This is a genomic window from Ruegeria sp. AB9, assembly GCF_056542585.1.
This window is the reverse complement of the sequence record NZ_JBQGAA010000013.1, coordinates 52,489-71,830: the sequence shown is the minus strand read 5'-3', so window position 1 is coordinate 71,830 and position 19,342 is coordinate 52,489. Positions and strand designations below refer to the sequence as shown.

Below are 19,342 nucleotides of genomic sequence, written 5' to 3'. Positions count from 1 at the left end.
GAAGGTGTTTTTGGCCAGATGAAGAGGCCGATCGGATCCGGGACACAAGTGGGGGATCAGTTGGCCAGCACGGCAGCGGCAGCTTCGAGGGCCCCTTGGCCGCGCGGGATATCAAGCGCGGCCATGCCCGTTTCCATTCCACCCAGAATGGCCATGACCATCTGCCCGTTAACATGGCCCATATGGCCGAGGCGGAAACAGCCGTCATAGTCCTCCATCCCCAGCCCGATGCCTAGTGTCAGGCCCAGTTGGTTTTCGGTGAATGTGCGCAGGTCTGTTCCACGTCCACCCGTCAGGCGCAGAGCGGTGACGGCGTGGCTGCGGTAAGCGCGGTCGGCGACGTTCAGATGCAACGCGCCTTCTGCGGCCCATTTCTCACACGCTGCCCAAATGGCCTTTGCCAGACGTTCGTGGCGGGCCCAGACCTGCTCGATCCCTTCTGAGTTGATCAGGTCGAGGGCAGCGCGCAGCCCATACAGATGATGTGTAGGCGCGGTGCCATTGAAATACTGATAGAATAGATCGGGATTGGCGCGCGGTTGCCAATCCCAGTATTGCGAAACGCGCGGCATGGTGGCCCGCTTGGCCTGCGCCTTGTCGTTGAAAAAGACAAAGCCAACGCCTGCCGGAGTCATTAGTCCCTTCTGACAGGCAGTGACCGTGACATCGACGCCCCATTCATCCATCTCGAACCGGTCACAACCCAGTGAGGCGATACAGTCTGCCATCAACAGCGCCGGGTGGTCCAGATCGTCCAGAAGCTGGCGCAACGCCGGGATGTCGTTGCGGATCGAACTGGAGGTATCGACGTGTACCGCCAGAACGGCCTTGATCTGATGGCCATTATCCGCACGCAACGCATCTGCGATCCGGTCGAAATCCCAGGCTGACGAAGTTCCGAAGTCGATCAGCTGGACCTTGGCTCCGACCCCCTCGGCCATTTCGGCCCAGCCATGGGTGAACCGGCCCGAGGCAGGCGCCAGAACGGTTTCGCCCGGAGCAATCACGTTGGACAGCGCTGCCTCCCACGTGCCATGGCCGTTGGCAATATAGATGGCGACGTTGTGCTTTGTGCCCGCAACCCGGCATAGATCGTGGGTCAGGGCCGGCATCATGTCGATAAGTTCACCCTCATAGATATTGGGCGACGGGCGATGCATGGCCTGCAGGACTGCGTCCGGCATCACCGAAGGGCCAGGGATGGCCAGATATGTCCGCCCCTGGGAAAGGGCACCTGTCTGTGTCATGGGGTCAACCTGTTTGAATTGACGCCCACCTTAGCGAGGGGCCAAGCGGCGTCAATCCGCCAGCTTCGATGCCTCGCGCGCAAGTGTTTCGATCCCGGCCCAGTCGCCGTTTTCGACCATCTGCTTTGGTGCGACCCAGCTGCCGCCCGCGCAGACCACGTTGGACAAAGACAGGTAGTCGCGGGCGTTGGACGGGGACACTCCGCCTGTCGGACAGAAGCTGATCTGCGGCAGGGGCGCGCCGATGGCCTTCAATGCCGGCGCACCGCCCGAAGCCTCCGCCGGAAAGAACTTCAGCATGTCATAACCTTTTTCCAGCAGCGCCATCGCTTCGCTGGCTGTGGCGGCACCGGGCAGCAGCGGCAGGCCTTCGGCCTCGCACGCCGCGATCAGGGCATCCGTGGCACCGGGGGAAACGCCGAACAGCGCGCCCGCTTCTTTTGCAGCGCGGACATCATCAGGCGTGACCAGTGTACCTGCACCGACCACCCCGCCAGGCACCTGCGACATGGCCTTGATCGCATCCAGTGCTGCCGGGGTCCGCAAGGTGACTTCGAGCGCAGGCAAGCCACCAGCGACCAGAGCCTCGGCCAGTGGGCAGGCCTGTGCGGCGTCATCGACGACCAGAACCGGAACAATTGGCGCAAGAGCACAGATTTCGCGGGTGCGTTGGGTTGTCGACATCTCTTATGCTCCGAATATGCTGGCGCCGGTGTCGGCAGACCCGACATTCTGACGGAACGCGCCAAAGAGGTCACGCCCGACACCGTGTTGATTGGCTGAAAGGTCGGCGATGACGGGTTCGCGGTCCAGAACGCCTTGGGTCAGGATATCCAGCTCGCCCTTGACCGCATCGACACGCAGAAGGTCGCCGTCTTGCAGATAAGCAATCGGACCACCGTCCAGCGCTTCGGGGCAGACATGGATGGCAGCGGGCACCTTGCCTGATGCACCGGACATGCGACCATCCGTGACCAGCGCCACTTTCTGCCCACGGCCTTGCAGGATCGACAAGATAGGTGTCAGCGAATGCAGTTCAGGCATCCCATTGGCCTTTGGCCCTTGGAAACGGACGACTACTATGACGTCACCGGTGAACTCTCCGGCCTTGAAAGCGGCTTTGACCGCATCTTGATCCTGGAAGACACGTACCGGGGCCTCGACGGTCTGATGTTCGGGGGCGACGGCCGAGACTTTCATGACAGCTGTGCCCAGATTGCCGGTCAGGCGCGAGAGGCCGCCGGTGGGCTGGAACGGATCTTTGGCCGGGCGCAGAATCTTGTCGTTCAAACTGTGCCCCGCTCCGTCCTGCCAGATCAGCTCATCACCAATCAGCTTGGGTTCTTTGGTATAGTTGTGCAGGCCCTGGCCTGCCACGGTCAGCGTGTCGGGGTGCAGCAAGCCATCCTCGAGCAGCGTGCCGATCGTGTATCCCAGACCGCCTGCGGCGTGGTAATGGTTCACATCTGCCAGACCGTTGGGGTAAACCCGCGCGACCAGCGGCACCACTGCGGAGATGTCGGAAAAGTCCTGCCAGTCCAATACGATGCCACCTGCGCGCGCCATGGCGATCAGGTGGATCAACAGATTGGTTGAACCTCCGGTTGCCATCAGACCGACAATACCGTTCACAAAAGCGCGCTCATCCAAAACCTGATAAACCGGCGTGTAATTGTTGCCCAGCGCGCTAAGCGACAGGGCACGGCGGGCGCCTTCCTCGGTCAAGGCATCGCGCAAGGGGGTGTTTGGGTTGACGAAACTGGAGCCTGGCAGGTGCAGACCCATGAATTCCATCAGCATCTGGTTGGTGTTGGCAGTGCCATAGAAGGTGCAGGTACCAGGACCATGGTAGGCGGCCATTTCCGCCTTCATCAGTTCCTCACGGCCCACCTCTCCGGCGGCGAATTTCTGTCGGACCTTGGCCTTTTCATCGTTCGGCAAACCACTGGTCATTGGTCCGGCGGGCAGGAACACGGCAGGCAGATGGCCAAAAGCCTGCGCTCCGATAATCAGACCGGGGACAATCTTGTCACAGACGCCCAGGAACAAAGCCGCGTCATAGGTGTTGTGGCTGAGCGCCACACCGGTCGCCAGCGCAATCACGTCGCGTGAAAACAGCGACAACTCCATCCCCGCTTCGCCTTGCGTGACGCCGTCACACATGGCCGGCACACCGCCTGCTACCTGAGCAGTACCGCCGGCAGCGCGGATTGTGTCGCGGATCAGGCCGGGATAGCGTTCAAACGGCTGATGGGCCGAGAGCATGTCGTTATAGGCGGTAACGATGCCCAGATTGCCTGCAGTACCTGACGCCATCGATTGCTGATCTTCGCCTGCCCCTGCATAGGCATGGGCCTGACCACTGCAAGACAGATGTGCACGGGCGGGGCCTTTGGATCGCGCTTGCTCCATTCGTTCAAGATGTGGACTGCGCAGATCGGCGCTGCGGTCGATGATCCGTTTGGTGACATCGGAAATGACTGAGTGAACCATTTTTACCCTCCGATCTGACGCCAACGACGTCCATCGCGATGCATCAGCATCAATGCTTCTTCGGGGCCCGAACTGCCCTGATCATACCTTGAAGGGCGGTCGCCGCGTTGTTCCCACCCCTGAATAATAGGATCGACCCAAGCCCAGGCGGCTTCGGCCTCATCCCCGCGCATGAACAGAGTCTGGTCGCCGCGGATGACGTCCATCACCAGACGCTCATAGGCGTCCGGCGCTTGCGCCTCGGCCCCCAACGCTTCAGCGAAGCTCATGTCCAGCGCAACGTCCGACAGTCGAAAGCCCCCTGGCCCCGGGTCCTTTATCGTGGTGCGCAGGGTGATGCCTTCATCAGGTTGCAACCGGATCACCAGCACGTTGCCATGCAGCGGGCCGACATTGGGGAAAATCGTATGTGGTGGATCACGGAAGAAAACCGCAATCTCGGATTCGCGCGCCCGTAGGCGTTTGCCGGTGCGCAGGTAGAACGGAACACCCGCCCAGCGCCAGTTGCCCAGATGCACCTTGAGCGCAATGAAACTTTCAGTACGGCTGGCCGGGTTGCCGACATGATCGACATAACCGCCCTCGCCTTTTTCGGCCCGGTACTGACCGCGCGCGATGTCGGATTGGGCAACGGGTTCCAGCGCTTCGATCACTTTGACCTTTTCGTCGCGCACCGCGTTGGGCGAGAATTTCGACGGTGGTTCCATCGCGGTCAGACACAACAACTGAACCAGGTGGTTCTGGATCATATCCCGCATCGCACCGGACTGATCGTAATATGCCCCGCGCCCCTCGACACTTACGGTCTCGGCCACAGTGATCTGCACATGATCAACATGGGTCGAGTTCCAGAGCGGTTCGAACAGCGAGTTCGCAAAGCGCAACGCCATCAGGTTCTGCACCGTCTCCTTACCAAGATAATGGTCAATCCGGTAAATCTGATGTTCTTCGAAACAGGCGCGCAGGCCCTTGTTCAGCGCCTTGGCTGAGGCGAGGTCATGACCGAACGGCTTTTCGACAACAATGCGGCTGTCCGGCGTCGCAAGACCAACGTCGTGCAGCCGTTGCGCGATGCCCGAAAACAGGCTTGGGCCAACTGACAAGTAAAAGGCCCGAACGACATCATCGCGCACCAGTTTTTTCAGATCGGACCAGCCAGCTTCACCCAAAGCGTCCACGGGCACATATTCGACATGGACAAGAAACCGATCCAACGTCTCTTTGGAGAAACCCGGAGCGAATTGTTGCATCGATTTGCGAACCTGATCACGAAACCCTTCGCTGTCCATGTCGGAACGTGCCGTGCCAATAATCCGCGCGCCGTCGGGCATTTGCCCGACCTCGAAGCGGTGGTACAAGCCAGGCAGGATTTTCCGCTGTGCCAGATCACCGGTTGCGCCGAACAGCACCAGATCGAATGGCTCTACCGGAATTACGCGTGAAACCATCTCAGGCTCCTTTTGAGTTTGCCGATATCAGCTTAGCACGGTGTGAAACCCCGCAAAACCTGAAATGTTATCGCTAACATTGCCTGCCTGATAAAAAGATGCCACGAAAAAATCAAGCTTAGTTTGAGGAAACCCGGCCGTTTTACGCATTAAGTCTGATTGCGCAGCCATTCCATCACTGCAGGACGCACAGATTGTTCGCCACGATGGCGTGCATCAGCAATGATTTTGCGAACCTCTGTCAGGTTGGATCGCAACAGAAGGCTTTTGACCGGACCAATCGACGCAGGACGCATCGACAGCGTCCGTATTCCCATTGCCGCAAGGCACAATGCCTCAACCGGGCGACCCGCATCTTCACCACAGAAGCTGAGCGGCGTATCCGAGATATCACAGCGTTCCACGATACGTTCCATCAGGCTCAGGAAGCTGACATTCAGCGTGTCGTACCGGCGCCGGACCAGTTCGTTCTCACGGTCAGCGGCAAAGAAGAACTGCTTGAGGTCGTTCCCACCAATCGAAATGAAGTCCACTTCATCAAAGAACTTCTGCGGCGCAAACGCCAGCGATGGGGTTTCCAGCATCGCGCCAACTTCAAGCGTTTCAGGCAGGACATGGCCCAGTCGCTTTTCCCTCTCGATGGTTTTGTTCACCTCCCAGCGGGCTTCACGATATTCCTCGGCCTGAGCGACAAAGGGGAACATGATGGTCAGTGGCCGACCGTTCGCTGCCCTCAGCAGGGCCTGCAACTGCATCCGCATGACGCCGCGCTTGTCCAGACCAACACGAATGGCACGCCAACCCAAAGCCGGGTTCGGTTCGGCCACGTGCTTCATATAGGGCAGAACTTTGTCCGACCCGATATCGAGCGTGCGGAACACCACCCGTTTATCGCCCGCCGCGTCCAGAACGCGCTGATACTGGCTGACCAGTTCGGATCGTTTCGGCATCTGGTTGCGGATCAGGAACTGCAGTTCGGTTCGGAACAGGCCAACTCCCTCAGCGCCTGACGTGCCGAGCGACGGCAAATCAGCCATCAAGCCCGCATTCATCACCAGATTGATCCGTGATCCATCCCGCGTAACGCAAGGGGTTTCGCGGATCGAGGCATAGCGTTCCTGCGCCTTGGCCTGCATCGCGATCTTGTCACGGAAGGCACTGACCACACTGTCTTCCGGGCGCAGGTGAACAACACCCTGGTCGCCATCGACCAGAACATGGTCACCATTCAACGCCTCGGTGGTGATCCTGCCTACATGTACGACCAAAGGAATCGCCAGCGCCCTTGCCACGATCGTGGCATGGCTGCCAACCGACCCTTCTTCGAGGATTATCCCCTTCAGCGCCCGCCCGTATTCCAGCAGATCGCCGGGGCCGATATTGCGCGCGATCAGGATCGGATCGGGCGGCAGATCGGCACTATTTGTCTTGCCCTGCCCGGTCAGGATACGCAGCAGCCGGTTGCTGAGATCGTCCAGATCCGCAAGGCGTTCGCGCAAATAGGGATCGGTGACCTGCCCCATGCGTGCGCGGGCCTGAGATTGCTCTTTCTCAACCGCCGCTTCAGCGCTGAGACCCAGGGCAATATCTTCTTCCATTCGCCGCATCCAACCTTTGGAATTGGCAAACATGCGATAGGCTTCCAGCACCTTCAGCTGTTCTTTGTCGCCGCCCTGCGAAATCTCGAGCATCTTGTCGACACCGACGCGCAACTCTTCCACCGCCTCGACCAGACGCTCGCGCTCCTTGTGCGGATCTTCGGCAATGGGGTTCGTGACGACCACGCGGGGTTCGTGCAGCCAGACATGCCCTTCGGCAGAGCCTTCCTGCGCCGGGCCGCCGCGCAACAGAACCGATTGCTGGTGCAGTGGTGACAGGGCTGCACCTTCACCGACAAAGGCACCCAGCTCGGCCATTTCCGCCAGCACCATAGCCACCACTTCCAGCGCATATATTTCGTCTGCCGAAAACTCGCGCGCCTCGCGGGACTGGACAACCAAAACACCCAGCTTTTCGCCAAGGCGCTGAACCGGCACGCCAAGGAAAGACGAGTACCGTTCCTCACCGGTTTCCGGCATGTAGCGGAAGCCCTTCTCGGACGGTGCGTCGGCGGTGTTCACGACCTTGCCGAATTTGGCAACACGCCCGACAAGACCTTCGCCCATACGCATCCGCGTCTTGTGCACCGATTCCGGTGACAGACCTTCGGTCGCGCAGAGTTCGAGCGTTTCTTCATCCCGAAACAGATAGATCGAGCACACCTCGGCCCTGATACTGTCCGCTATCAGGTGGGTAATCCGGTCAAGACGTTCCTGACCGGCGGCTTCGCTCGCCATCTCTTCGCGCAGCCGCCGCAGCAGCTTGCGGGATTCTGTTTCCGTGCCGTCCGCCATGGCCCAACCGATTTAGTGTGTCAGGCGAAACCTTTGGCCGATCAGCTCAGGCCGCCTTGTCCAATTCAAAGGCATCATGCAGTGCCTGAACAGCAAGTTCCATGTATTTCCTGTCCACCAACACGGAAATTTTGATCTCGGAGGTTGTAATAACCTTAATGTTGATCCCCTCGTCCGAGAGCACCTTAAACATCTTGGCCGCAACACCCGATTGCGAGCGCATACCGATTCCGACAACCGAAACCTTGCAGACATCGATGTCTGCAACCAGCTCGGCATAGTTCAGCTCGCCCTTGTCCTTGATCGCCAGCAGCGCTTTTTCCGCGCGCGCGACCTGATCGGTCGGGCACGAGAACGTCATGTCCGTGCGGCCCTCGTCCGAAATATTCTGGACGATCATATCAACATTCACGCCTTCTTCGCTGAGTGCCGAGAAGATGGTCGTGGCAATGCCCGGGCGGTCGGCCACGGAAACAACGGTCATCTTGGCTTCGTCGCGGGAATAGGCCACACCGGCCACAACATTGGATTCCATGATATCCTCCTCGTCGCAGACCAGCGTGCCGGCCTCATCGGATTGTTCTTCAAAGCTTGAGAGAACGCGCAGTTTCACCTTATACCGCATCGCCAGTTCAACCGAGCGGGTCTGCAGCACCTTGGCGCCCAGTGACGCCAGCTCGAGCATTTCCTCGAACGAAATGCGGTCCAGCTTGCGCGCCTTTTCACAGATGCGCGGGTCGGTCGTGTAGACGCCGTCAACGTCTGTATAGATGTCACAGCGCTCGGCACCGAAGGCTGCCGCAAAAGCGACGGCGGTGGTGTCTGATCCACCCCTGCCCAGCGTTGTAATGCGGCCTTCCGGGCTGATACCCTGGAACCCTGCAACCACGGCCACGCGCATACCTTCGCCGAATTTCTGGTTCAGGTTCTCGGTCGGGATTTCCTCGATCCGCGCCTGGCTGTGCGCGCTGGTGGTCATCAGCGGCACCTGCCAGCCCTGCCAGCTGCGCGCTGGGATGTCCATTTCCTGCAAAGTCAGGGCCATAAGGCCGGCGGTGACGTTCTCACCCGAGGACACGACGGCATCATATTCTCGCGCATCGAACAGCGGCGATGTCTCATTGACCCAGCCCACCAACTCATTGGTTTTGCCCGACATGGCCGAGACGATGACGATCACGTCATAGCCTTTGGCAACTTCAACGCCGATACGTTTGGCAGCGCGGCGGATGCGGTCCAGATTGGCGACCGATGTGCCGCCGAATTTCATTACGAGTACGGGCATGGGGGCAAAAGTCTCCGCGCCTTGGATTAGCAGTTCCGTGCCTCATAAGCGAGGGGCACCGCAAGGGCAAGGGCGCAAAGGGATCGCCCCTGCGGCGCAGGGCCGCTTTACATTGTACAGGCGCGGTGTCAGCCTATGGACAACAACCAAATCAAGAGGTTCTTCATGTTTCGCCTAGCCCTTGCCTTAGCCCTTATATCGTCGCCTGCACTGGCCCAGGTCGCGAGTGTCGCCGGGACGGACGGCAAGAACGCGCTGGGTAAAATTCCCTGCGCCGCAAAGGCCGGTGATCCCGTGCAAAGCTGCAATGCTGAATTGCGCCGCCATGACGACGGCACCATAACCGTTGCGGTGGCCCTGGGTGGCGGACATGTACGCAATATCTATTTCAAGGATGGTGTGCCGGAATCCAGCAACTCGACCTCAAAAATCTCACATGAAACGCGCGGCGACTTGATGGTTGTCTACATTGAACCCGGTGAGGTCTTTGAAATCCCCAAAGCCGCGCTGACTTCTCAATAATCGTGCGGTTGCCCGTCATAGGTTTCAAAACAACCTGTGGTGCCAAGTGACAGGGCATCAAATCGTTCAATCAGGCCGGACACGGCCTGATCAACATCGATATCAGCCGCAGCACCGCCCATATCTGTCTGAACCCAGCCCGGATGATAGATGCCAACGGCAACGCCATCATCTTTGAGATCCGTCGCCAGATTCCGCCCAAGGTTCAAAGCCGCCGCTTTGGACGCGCGGTAGATATAACTGCCGCCCGGCGCGCGGGCGTGCGACGCCATTTGCGACGAGATTATCGCAACTTTACCCCCCGCTGCGCGCAGGTTAGGCAACAGGGCCTGAATGGTCAGAAAGACACCCATGACATTTATCGCAAAGCTTTGCGCCCACATGTCAGCCGGGTAGTCGTTGATCGAGTGCCCTTTGTCCAAATACACTCCGGCGTTGCAGATCAGCAGGTCGATAGGCTGATCTTTCAACTGTTTCGCCATGGCCGATTGTTGCACCGGATCGGATACATCGAGGCGAACCTGCATACTGCCGTCCCGCGCCGTTCCAATGACGTTATCCCCCCGGTGGCCATACCGCTCTGCCAGGGTTTGCCCGATGCCGCGGTTGGCGCCGGTGATCACGATTTGCATGATCAGTTGGTCTTTCTGCTAGGGACAAACGGCAACGGCGCCACTGGCACACCGTCTTCGATCAGCGATTTCGCCTCATCCGGTTTCGCTTCCCCATAAATTGAGCGGTCCGGAGCTTCGCCCAGATGGATCTTGCGCGCCTCACTGGCGAAATCCTTCCCCACATAGTCCGAGTTTTCTTCGACATGGCGGCGTATCTCGGCCAAGGCCTTCTCGATCTCGGGCGATGGGGTGGCCACGTCGATCCGTTCTTCCGGGGCGGGTAGGATTTCGCTTTTTATCTGCGCATTTCGCGCCGGGCGGACGCGCGGTGTCATGATCGCCTTTTCGACCTGCGCGCACCCGCATACCGCGCAGGTGACCATATCCGCAGCAGCCAGCTTGTCATAAGCTTTGGCGGATTGGAACCAGCTGTCGAATGTGTGGCCTTCGCTGCATTTCAACGCGTATTGAATCATGTTCAGTCCAAAAAAACGATTGGCGAATAGATACCGATCAAAGCGACAATATCAAGGCTATCTGATACGACATTAATGCGTGTAAGGCTTAAAGTCGCGCAACAATTTGGCAAGCTCGGAGGAATTGACCTTTTGTGCCGCTTTTTTGGGCGAAAACCACTTGCGCTTACGCTCGCTCTTTTCGGGAAAAGCCCGCGATAAAACCCGCACACGCACTGGAAAAACATCTACAAGGCACAAGGATGGGGGTCGGTTCGAACGGTGTTTGTGATGCAGAAACTGCCCCAATCGTGCCCCGTTGCACTGGCCAGACACGCCCGCCTCTTCCCAGGCCTCTTGCAATGCGGTGTCCTGTGGGCTCAGGCCGGGGATGAGCCACCCTTTGGGAATAATCCATCGCCGTGACTTGCGTGTCGTGATCAACAGGATCTCGGGACGACCACTCTTGATCCGGAAACACAAAGCCGAGGATTGCCGCAGAACAGGCTGCTTTGCAGCTTTGGGAAGGTCATGAAGCAACGGTCTTGCATTCATTGAATGACACACCCTTTCAGCCACATACCTCGTCGGCCTGCCAATTCGGCCCAAAACAGACTTATTTAGCGGCCAGCAACTACGAAGATACCACATAGTGTGGCACCCGCCAAGGCAGTCACGTCAAAAGCTGTATTTCTTACATACGAGTCGAGAGCTTCCGCACCAGATCGTCATGGGGGATGTCCGCATCAATCGCTAACCGCCGCAGACCGAAATGCACGCGCGCAATCTGTTGGTAGTATCGCGTGTAGACATAGTTCGTACCACCACCGGCCAACGCTCCGAGCACCGGAACGGATTGAGCTGCCAGTTTTTGCCCCAGCACAATCGAAAAGCGCGGAGCAACTGCGGCAATCAGACGTTGCATCGCCGGTCCGGTCAGGGTCAGGCGCACCGAGAAAAAGCCCAGATCCGCTCCGTCATCATGCGACAACGGTCCCGCCGCCGACAACACACGCACACAGTCGAACTTAACGTTTTCTGCAGATGGGTCGAATCCTTCACGGGCCGCAGCGCCCTGAATCGCGCGCAGCAGCATGGTGGTGGTTGCAGGCAGCTCCATCAGGGCTGTCGAAACGCCGCCCAGCCCCCCGGCCGCGCCCATGGCCGTGGTGACGGCTGTATTCACCCAAGGCTGCTGATCTGGAACAGCGCGACGCGAGCCCTGAGCCGCGTGCATAGCAAGCCACAATGCCTGCTCGGTTGCGCCGGTCAGGCCATTCCGCACAGGTTCCGGCAATTGCTCCAACAGAGCCTCAGCCGAACCGCCCAGTTTGTTCAGCAGCTTGACACCAACACCTCCAGCAGATCGGTAGTGCCCCGCCAAGCGATCCAGTTCGGCCTCGGCATCCACGTTTTCGACAAGAACCACGTTCTGCATTCACGCCCTCCTGCCTATCAACATCGGCGTTACGCAGTGTGGTTTCAATAGGTCAGCGGCTCCAGCGGGTCACGGCCCCCTGAACCCCGGACCAGACGCCGGACACCAATTCCAGCCCCAAAACCCGGTCTGGGTTGGTGGGCGGAGGCATCTTTACCCCCTGCAACCGCGCGAACCCAAACCGCCTGTAATAGGGTTCATCCCCTACCAGCATGACCCGTTGCCACCCGAGGGTTCGCCCCGCTTCGACACCGGCGTGGATCAGGTAACCACCCAGACCTTCTCCCTGATGGGTGGGGTGCACGGCCACAGGCCCCAGCAGCAAAGCATCGTGATCACCGACATGAACAGGCCAGAACCGGATCGCACCGGCCAGAATTCCCTGACCGTCGCGTGCGACCAGAGACAGGCCCGCAACCGGTGGAACGTCATCGCGCAATCGGTACGACGACAAGGCCTCACGACCCGGTGCAAAACACAGATCATAGAGGGCTTCGACCTCCCACCAATCGTCCGGCTCTTCCGGCCTGATCCCGAATTGCTGCACCCTGCCCTCTTTTCCTTGCTGGAATTCGCCCTAGCACTTCGGTACGCCTTGGGCAAACGCTTGGAGATCAGATGTTCTATCGCCCCGAAGACGGCCACGGCCTGCCGCACAACCCGTTCAACGCCATCATCACGCCGCGCCCGATCGGCTGGATCTCGACACGGGATGCGGATGGGATCAACAATCTGGCGCCCTATTCCTTCTTCAACGGCGTGGCCTATACGCCGCCACAGGTGATGTTTGCCACAACCGGCACCAAACACGATCAGAACGGTGGAAAGGACAGCGTCGCCAATATCGAGGCCACGGGTGTGTTCTGTGTGAATGTCGTTGCTCATGCGCACCGGGACGCGATGAACGCAAGTTCCGCAGGCCTGCCAAAAGAAGTCGATGAGTTTTCACATGCCGGGCTGTCACCGATCGAATGCGAAACCATCCCCTGCTCACGGATTGAAGGGGCACCTGCTGCGCTGGAATGCAAGCTGACCCAGATTGTAACCCTGCCCGGTGAAGCGAACCGGGTCGTGTTTGGCGAAGTGACAGGCGTTCATTTGCACGACGATCACATCCGAGACGGCAAATTCGACGTGACCGCGTTCAAACCTCTGGCACGGCTTGGGTACCGCGATTATTCTGTTGTGTCCGAGTTGTTCAGCCTTTCAAGACCGGATGACTAATGCCCCTACCTGAAGCATCGCGCAGATACCCAATTACCTTGCCGGGCGGCTCCGGCTATACGGGGACGGTCTTCCTGTCTCAGGCCATCGACCACCCAAGAATAGACGTCGGTGATTACAGCTATGCGTCGGATTTCGACGCGCCAGAGGATTGGGCGAAACGTCTCGCCCCATATCTGTTCCCGTTTTCCCGCGAAAAACTTGTCTTGGGTAAGTTCTGCCAAATCGCCCACGGCGTCCGGTTCATTACCTCGTCGGCCAACCACTCCATGGACGGTGCGACATGTTACCCTTTTCCGGTATTCGACCCTGAAAAACTGTTGGGGTACCAGCCGGACAGGCGGGATACTGTGATCGGAAATGATGTTTGGATCGCGTACGGCGCTTTGATCATGCCAGGCGCCAAGATCGGAGATGGCGCGATTATCGGTGCTGGATCTGTCGTACGGGGAACAGTGCCACCGTATGCAATTGTGACAGGCAATCCGGCCGAGGTACGCCGGTATCGGTTTGACACCGACAAAATTGAGCGGCTGCTTGCATTGAAGTGGTGGGATTGGCCAGTCGATCTGATCACCGAAGCCGAAAGCGCCCTGCTGACCGGAGATATCGATAGCTTGGAGCGTTTGGTCCATTAAAAAAGGCGGCCTATTCGGCCGCCTTTCACAATCAGTGCCCGCCCAGAATGCCGGTACGGACAGTGTAATCTACTGCCAGCTCATAATCCGGGTCATCATCACTGTCGACCATCAGGTGACCGGCTTTGTTCAGCAGCTTATGGCAATCCCGGCTCAGGTGGCGCAGCATGACGCGTTTTCCTGCCGCTTCATATTTTGCAGCAATGTTTTCGATGGCCTGAAGGGCAGACTGATCCACCACACGGCTTTCAGCGAAATCGACGATGACTGTTTCAGGGTCGTTCGGGACATCGAAGAGTTCGATAAATCCATCAGAAGACCCGAAGAACAGCGGACCCTGGATTTCGTAAACCTTCGCGCCTTTTTCGGTCTCGGAGTCGCGCGTGACGGCGTGAATGCGTTTGGCGTTGTTCCAGGCATAGGCCAGCGCCGAGACGATGACGCCAACCACAACCGCGACCGCAAGGTCCTCCATTACCGTCACAACGGTCACCAGAACAATGACGAATGCATCAGTCATGGGCACTTTGCGCATGATCTTAAACGAGTTCCACGCAAAGGTGCCGATCACCACCATGAACATCACGCCTACAAGCGCCGCCAGCGGGATTTGCTCGATCAGAGGCGAGGCGAACAGGATGAAGACCAGCAGGAAAAGCGCCGCTGCGATCCCGGCAATACGGGTACGGCCACCTGATTTCACGTTGATCATCGATTGACCGATCATCGCGCAACCGCCCATGCCGCCGAAAAACCCGGTCACAATATTCGAAGCGCCCTGAGCGATACACTCCTGTGAGGCTCCGCCGCGTTTGCCGGTGATCTCACCCACAAGGTTCAGGGTCAGCAGGGATTCGATCAGGCCAATGGCCGCCAGAATGACCGCATAAGGCAAGATGATTTCAAACGTTTCCCAGTTCAACGGGACCATCGGAATGTGGAAGGCAGGCAGACCGCCTTCGATTGATGCCAGATCGCCGACGCGTGGTACGTCAAGGCCAAACCCGATCACGATTGCCGCGACCACCAGAATACCGGCCAGTGGCGCCGGAATGATGCGCGTGATCCGCGGTATCACCCAGATCACCGCCATGGTCAGCCCGACAAGACCCAGCATGGTGTAAAGCTGCATCCCAGACAGCCATTCGCCGCCACTCATACCGTGGCCGGTGTTTTCCATGGTTCCGGGCACTTTGAACTGTCCCATCTGGGCCAGAAAAATCACGATGGCCAGGCCGTTTACAAAGCCCAGCATCACCGGATGGGGCACCAAACGGATGAAGCGCCCCCAATGCATCGCCCCTGCAATGACCTGCAGGAGTCCCATAAGAACAACGGTCGCGAACAGATATTCGACCCCGTGTTCGGCCACCAGTGCCACCATGACGACAGCCAGCGCGCCTGTCGCACCCGAGATCATGCCCGGCCGGCCACCGATCAGCGCGGTAATCAAACCAACCAAAAACGCGGCGTAAAGACCGACCAGCGGATGCACGCCGGCCACAAAGGCAAAGGCCACGGCCTCGGGCACCAGTGCAAGGGCCACGGTCAGGCCGGATAGCAGCTCAATCCGCAGGCGTGAGAGGGTCAGCCCCTCATCTGGCACCCAGCGCAGATCGGGTATGGCAAGGCGATTGGCAAAGCTTGCCAGCAAGGCTCGGGGCATCAGACAGTCCTATAGGGTTTTATGTTCGCGCGAAGGCGCTGTTGTAGCGGGCGTGCCGGTATTGAGCTACTGCGGTAGGTGGGATGCAGCCATGCACCTGTTGCATACCCCAGGCTCGCGGCAACGTGATTTGCGGCGCAGGTGTCAAGCAATCAACTGTGAAATCATGCGTTGGATCATCCTGTTTGTCTTCTCAGCCCTTCCCGTCCTAGCACAGGATTTGGAAGGCAATGACACAGCCGGAAACTGGCGGGTGACGCATCACGAGATTTTCGGCATCTGGAATTCGATCTGTGACGAGCGAGAAGAAAACGGCGCGTTGCGACAACGGTGTTACATCCGGCGGGCCGAGGTGTTTTCGCTTCGGCCAAAATTTGCGGCACAGTTCGTGTTTATAACGCCAGAACCAGAAGGGTTTAAAGTTGAGTTCGGGATGGAACCCGGCACCTTCTTCAACCCATTCGGCTTTCGCATCGACAAGGGCGAAGAAACCATCTGGCGCACACGGCGTCCGGGGTGCCTGACCGGGTTGAGCTGCACTTTCGAAGATCAACGCGCCAAGGACGTGTTGGACGCCATGCTGACTGGAGATGCATATCGCTTTGTTTTCCGCGACCGGCACGGGCAGTCGCAGGATCTGACCTGGCCTCTGGACACGTTTGCCGCGGCCTGGGCCGATTTCACTGAGCAATCGCAACAACGCAACCTGTTGGCGAAACAGAACTAGCCCCCTTGTCAAACCTGGGCTCAGCCCGCACAAATCCAACAGCAAATCTAGACATGGAGCAGGACAGTGACCCAAACCAAGATAGCCGTCATTGGCGGATCGGGCATCTATGACATCGATGGGCTGGAAAATGCAGAATGGGTAGAGGTTGAGACCCCGTGGGGCAAACCCTCAGACCAGATCCTGACCGGATCACTGGATGGTGTCGAAATGGCCTTTCTGCCGCGTCATGGGCGCGGCCATGTGCATTCACCAACCGATGTACCCTATCGCGCCAATATCGACGCTTTGAAACGGCTGGGCGTAACGGACGTGATCTCGGTTTCGGCCTGCGGATCGTTTCGCGAGCATATGGCACCCGGCGACTTCGTGATTGTCGATCAGTTCATTGACCGCACCTTTGCACGGGAGAAAAGCTTTTTCAGCAGTGGCTGCGTGGCTCATGTCAGTGTTGCCCATCCCACCTGCCCGCGTCTGTCGGACGCTTGTGAGACCGCAGGCAAAGCCGCCGGCATCAAAATCCATCGTGGCGGCACCTACCTGGCGATGGAGGGCCCCCAGTTTTCCAGTCTCGCGGAATCGAAGATGTATCGCGAGCAATGGGGCTGTGACGTGATCGGCATGACCAACATGCCCGAAGCCAAACTCGCCCGCGAGGCCGAGCTTTGTTATGCCTCGATCGCGATGGTCACGGATTATGACAGCTGGCACCCGGACCATGGTGAGGTGGACGTAGCCGCCATTATCGCCACCCTGACCGGCAATGCCGACAAGGGCCGCGCGCTGGTCAAGGGCCTGCCTGCCTTGCTGGGGGCTGAACGTGCGCCATGCCCGCATGGCTGCGACAGGGCCTTGGAGTATGCGATCCTGACTGCACCTGAAAAACGCGACCCGGCGCTGTTGGCCAAGCTGGACGCGGTGGCCGGGCGTATTCTTTAAGGTCAGTTCTGTGGCAGGCGGTCCTGAACGGTTTGCCACAGACCATGCGACCACAAGTCGTTGTGAGTGCCGCCGGGGATCGAGAAAAACTCAGTCCCTTCTCCCCCCATCTCGGCTAGGCGCGCGCTGTGGTGCACAGGAACGGTTCGATCATCTGTGCCGTGGAAGATCAGCGTCGGCACCTCGATCATTTCGATGATGTCCCGGGTGGCAAACTTGTCTTGCATCAGGGCCGATACAGGCAACCACGGATAACGTTCCGCCGCCACGTCCGCAGTTGCGGTAAATGGCGCTTCCAACACCAGCATCTCGACCTCGGGTCGTTGCGCCGCTACTGACGCCGCCACCGCCGTACCAAGGCTTTGGCCATGCAGAACAACCGGCTCTCCAGAATTGCGCAATTGGTCAAAAAGCTCTAGCCCGTCCGAGATCAAGGCCGTTTGAGAAGGCGCGCCTGCGCTGCCCGGATATCCGCGATAGCTGGGGGCCAACAATCCATAGCCGCTGTTCAGTATCTCTCTGAGCCGGTCCGAGCGGTCGCCCAGATTTCCACTTTGACCATGAAAGAACAAAACCGTCGGGGCACCTTCGGTCGCGGCAGGGGCAGCCCATGCAGTCAGAACCGTCCCATCGGACATGGGCAGCGACAGAACATCGACATCCGCAAGGGCAACCGAGGCTGGATCGGGCAGCTCACCTTCAGGTTTGTACAGCAGCGATTGCTGATTGAAGTACATATAGCCGACGATGCCGCAATAAACGACCATCACGGCCAGCAAGACGCGAAGCAGCAGTTGTTTTACGCTATTGATCCGCCAAAAGGTCTTGGCGTCCGTACTTTGGATCTGCACTTTTGCCTCCTCCAATAACGTGCTCTACGAGTCTGGGCAGGTTCGGTGCCGTTTCAAGACGAACGTGCAAAGCTTCATCCAATCTTTAGCCTGTTGCCACAATGCCCGACTGCGTGAGTTTTGCATCTCGGATGGTTGAACTATAGCAGCGACCCGCAATGTTTGCGCTGAATATATTTTTTCAACAGACACTTAGCGACATTGCAAACAGACAAGCGAAGCCGGATGAAACGACTGGACGCGCTGGACATTGCCCGGTTTCTGGCCTTTTGCGGCATGGTTTTGGTGAACTTCCGTGTCGCCGCGCAGGTCGAGCCCGGATTGGACTTGATTAACGCGCTGGAAGGAAGCGCTGCGGCTTTGTTTGTTGTCCTTGCCGGGATTTGTCGCGCGTTCGGATTGGAACACGCACAGCCTGTGTGGCGATCGGGGCGCTGCTGACGCTGTGGCCCAAGCTCGAGCGGTTCCGGGTTGCGCCGATTCTGACCGCACCGGGGTGACAAACCCTGACCCTTTACACGGCGCATATTCTGGTCGGGATCGGCGTATTGGAAGAAGCCCGGATGCTGAATTGGTCGCTGAGCGCGCAACAGATCGTTTCATATGTCCCGTTTTTCTGCGTATTATCCTCGCTTTTCGCGATGGTGTGGTTCCGCAAATTCAAACGCGGCCCGCTGGAAGCACTGATGCGGCGCGTAACCGAGCGAACAAGGGCTTGACCTTGCCACCCCACAGGGGCTTGGTGTGACAATACGTCTGCAGGAGCCCCCATGTCGCTTGAACTCTGGCTGGCCTTTGTCGCCGCTTCCACAGCTTTGCTGCTGATCCCCGGCCCAACCGTGTTGCTGGTACTCAGCTATGCCCTGTCCAAGGGGCGCAGCGTCGCCGTGGCGTCGGCCACCGGGGTTGCGTTGGGGGATCTTGTGGCCATGACTGCCTCACTGCTGGGGTTGGGCGCGCTGGTGCTGGCCTCGGCCACCCTGTTTTCGGTCCTCAAATGGGTCGGGGCCGCCTATTTGGTCTGGCTTGGAATCAAACTGCTGCGCAGCGCGCCTGCAGGCGGGTTGAGCACAGTCGATACCGGGCGTGACGTGACCGCACGTAGCGTATTTGGGCACGCTGCGGCGGTGACCGCATTGAACCCGAAATCCATCGCCTTCTTCATCGCCTTTGTCCCGCAGTTCCTGCGCCCGGCTGATCCGCTGGGTCCGCAATTCGCCATCCTGATCGTGACGTTTGTTGGGCTGGCCGGGCTGAACGCACTGGCCTATGCGCTGCTGGCCGACCGGCTGCGGCGACTGATTGGGCGCGCCAATGTCATCACAACAATGACACGGTTTGGCGGGCTGACCCTGATAGGGATGGGTGTGGCCACAGCGGTTCTGCGCCGCCCGACCTAAGG

The 19,342-nt window shown here is 58.8% G+C and carries 21 protein-coding genes; 8 read left to right on the top strand and 13 right to left on the bottom strand.

Annotation, left to right across the window (positions count from 1 at the left end; genetic code table 11):
- Window positions 1-56: 56 nt before the first annotated feature.
- The 6 genes from ACR0K5_RS20060 to ACR0K5_RS20035 all read right to left on the bottom strand — a co-directional run bounded on the left by ACR0K5_RS20060 (window position 57) and on the right by ACR0K5_RS20035 (window position 8,866).
- Complete coding sequence (locus tag ACR0K5_RS20060) at window positions 57-1,247, bottom strand: pyridoxal-phosphate-dependent aminotransferase family protein (protein ID WP_480631313.1); 1,191 nt, start codon at window positions 1,245-1,247, stop codon at window positions 57-59.
- A 51-nt stretch (window positions 1,248-1,298) separates the two neighbouring features.
- Window positions 1,299-1,931 (bottom strand): bifunctional 4-hydroxy-2-oxoglutarate aldolase/2-dehydro-3-deoxy-phosphogluconate aldolase, encoded by a 633-nt coding sequence (locus ACR0K5_RS20055; protein ID WP_480631312.1) that lies wholly within the window; start codon window positions 1,929-1,931, stop codon window positions 1,299-1,301.
- Between the two features lie 3 nt (window positions 1,932-1,934).
- Window positions 1,935-3,740: a phosphogluconate dehydratase gene (gene edd / locus ACR0K5_RS20050; protein WP_480631311.1), complete on the bottom strand. Its 1,806-nt coding sequence runs from the start codon at window positions 3,738-3,740 to the stop codon at window positions 1,935-1,937.
- A gap of 2 nt (window positions 3,741-3,742) precedes the next feature.
- Window positions 3,743-5,188 (bottom strand): glucose-6-phosphate dehydrogenase, encoded by a 1,446-nt coding sequence (gene zwf, locus ACR0K5_RS20045; RefSeq protein WP_480631310.1) that lies wholly within the window; start codon window positions 5,186-5,188, stop codon window positions 3,743-3,745.
- 149 nt (window positions 5,189-5,337) lie between these two features.
- Window positions 5,338-7,581 carry a phosphoenolpyruvate--protein phosphotransferase gene (gene ptsP, locus ACR0K5_RS20040; RefSeq protein ID WP_480631309.1) on the bottom strand — a complete coding sequence of 748 codons (2,244 nt, stop codon included), beginning with the start codon at window positions 7,579-7,581 and terminating at the stop codon, window positions 5,338-5,340.
- Window positions 7,582-7,627: 46 nt separating this feature from the next.
- Window positions 7,628-8,866, bottom strand: coding sequence for an aspartate kinase (locus tag ACR0K5_RS20035; protein ID WP_480631308.1), 1,239 nt, complete (start codon window positions 8,864-8,866; stop codon window positions 7,628-7,630).
- A gap of 165 nt (window positions 8,867-9,031) precedes the next feature.
- Here ACR0K5_RS20035 and ACR0K5_RS20030 point away from each other — a divergent pair, with 165 nt between their 5' ends.
- Window positions 9,032-9,388, top strand: coding sequence for a hypothetical protein (locus tag ACR0K5_RS20030; RefSeq protein ID WP_480631307.1), 357 nt, complete (start codon window positions 9,032-9,034; stop codon window positions 9,386-9,388).
- Here ACR0K5_RS20030 and ACR0K5_RS20025 read toward each other — a convergent pair.
- From ACR0K5_RS20025 to ACR0K5_RS20005, 5 genes are all read right to left on the bottom strand, one after another.
- Window positions 9,382-10,020: an SDR family oxidoreductase gene (locus tag ACR0K5_RS20025; RefSeq protein ID WP_480631306.1), complete on the bottom strand. Its 639-nt coding sequence runs from the start codon at window positions 10,018-10,020 to the stop codon at window positions 9,382-9,384. The genes ACR0K5_RS20030 and ACR0K5_RS20025 overlap by 7 nt on opposite strands.
- 2 nt (window positions 10,021-10,022) lie before the next feature.
- A complete protein-coding gene (locus tag ACR0K5_RS20020) occupies window positions 10,023-10,478 on the bottom strand; it encodes a DUF1178 family protein (RefSeq protein ID WP_480631305.1) in 456 nt (151 codons plus the stop codon).
- 72 nt (window positions 10,479-10,550) lie between these two features.
- Window positions 10,551-11,012 carry an NUDIX hydrolase gene (locus tag ACR0K5_RS20015; protein WP_480631304.1) on the bottom strand — a complete coding sequence of 154 codons (462 nt, stop codon included), beginning with the start codon at window positions 11,010-11,012 and terminating at the stop codon, window positions 10,551-10,553.
- A 139-nt stretch (window positions 11,013-11,151) separates the two neighbouring features.
- A complete protein-coding gene (locus tag ACR0K5_RS20010; protein ID WP_480631303.1) occupies window positions 11,152-11,895 on the bottom strand; it encodes an EcsC family protein in 744 nt (247 codons plus the stop codon).
- 52 nt (window positions 11,896-11,947) lie between these two features.
- Window positions 11,948-12,442 carry a GNAT family N-acetyltransferase gene (locus ACR0K5_RS20005; RefSeq protein ID WP_480631302.1) on the bottom strand — a complete coding sequence of 165 codons (495 nt, stop codon included), beginning with the start codon at window positions 12,440-12,442 and terminating at the stop codon, window positions 11,948-11,950.
- Between the two features lie 71 nt (window positions 12,443-12,513).
- On the opposite strand from ACR0K5_RS20005, the gene ACR0K5_RS20000 reads away from it, so the two are divergent.
- Window positions 12,514-13,119, top strand: a complete 606-nt coding sequence (locus ACR0K5_RS20000; RefSeq protein ID WP_480631301.1) for a flavin reductase family protein — start codon at window positions 12,514-12,516, stop codon at window positions 13,117-13,119.
- A complete protein-coding gene (locus ACR0K5_RS19995) occupies window positions 13,119-13,757 on the top strand; it encodes a CatB-related O-acetyltransferase (RefSeq protein ID WP_480631300.1) in 639 nt (212 codons plus the stop codon). Before ACR0K5_RS20000 ends, ACR0K5_RS19995 begins: the two co-directional genes overlap by 1 nt.
- 31 nt (window positions 13,758-13,788) lie before the next feature.
- Here the strand turns inward: ACR0K5_RS19995 and ACR0K5_RS19990 are convergent, their stop codons facing one another.
- Window positions 13,789-15,423 (bottom strand): SulP family inorganic anion transporter, encoded by a 1,635-nt coding sequence (locus tag ACR0K5_RS19990; protein ID WP_480631299.1) that lies wholly within the window; start codon window positions 15,421-15,423, stop codon window positions 13,789-13,791.
- 166 nt (window positions 15,424-15,589) lie between these two features.
- Between ACR0K5_RS19990 and ACR0K5_RS19985 the strand changes: the two genes are divergently transcribed.
- Both ACR0K5_RS19985 and ACR0K5_RS19980 read left to right on the top strand, forming a co-directional pair.
- Window positions 15,590-16,150 (top strand): invasion associated locus B family protein, encoded by a 561-nt coding sequence (locus ACR0K5_RS19985; RefSeq protein WP_480631298.1) that lies wholly within the window; start codon window positions 15,590-15,592, stop codon window positions 16,148-16,150.
- A 66-nt stretch (window positions 16,151-16,216) separates the two neighbouring features.
- On the top strand, window positions 16,217-17,089 hold the full coding sequence (locus ACR0K5_RS19980) for an S-methyl-5'-thioadenosine phosphorylase (protein ID WP_480631297.1): 873 nt from the start codon (window positions 16,217-16,219) through the stop codon (window positions 17,087-17,089).
- 2 nt (window positions 17,090-17,091) lie between these two features.
- On the opposite strand, the gene ACR0K5_RS19975 is transcribed toward ACR0K5_RS19980, so the two are convergent.
- Entirely contained in the window at window positions 17,092-17,940 is an 849-nt protein-coding gene (locus ACR0K5_RS19975) for an alpha/beta hydrolase (RefSeq protein WP_480631296.1), read from the bottom strand.
- Window positions 17,941-18,165: 225 nt separating this feature from the next.
- Between ACR0K5_RS19975 and ACR0K5_RS19970 the strand changes: the two genes are divergently transcribed.
- From ACR0K5_RS19970 to ACR0K5_RS19960, 3 genes are all read left to right on the top strand, one after another.
- A complete protein-coding gene (locus tag ACR0K5_RS19970) occupies window positions 18,166-18,381 on the top strand; it encodes a hypothetical protein (RefSeq protein WP_480631295.1) in 216 nt (71 codons plus the stop codon).
- A 122-nt stretch (window positions 18,382-18,503) separates the two neighbouring features.
- Window positions 18,504-18,659, top strand: a complete 156-nt coding sequence (locus ACR0K5_RS19965; RefSeq protein WP_480631294.1) for a DUF418 domain-containing protein — start codon at window positions 18,504-18,506, stop codon at window positions 18,657-18,659.
- Window positions 18,660-18,710: 51 nt separating this feature from the next.
- Window positions 18,711-19,340, top strand: a complete 630-nt coding sequence (locus ACR0K5_RS19960; protein ID WP_480631293.1) for a LysE family translocator — start codon at window positions 18,711-18,713, stop codon at window positions 19,338-19,340.
- Window positions 19,341-19,342 lie beyond the last annotated feature (2 nt).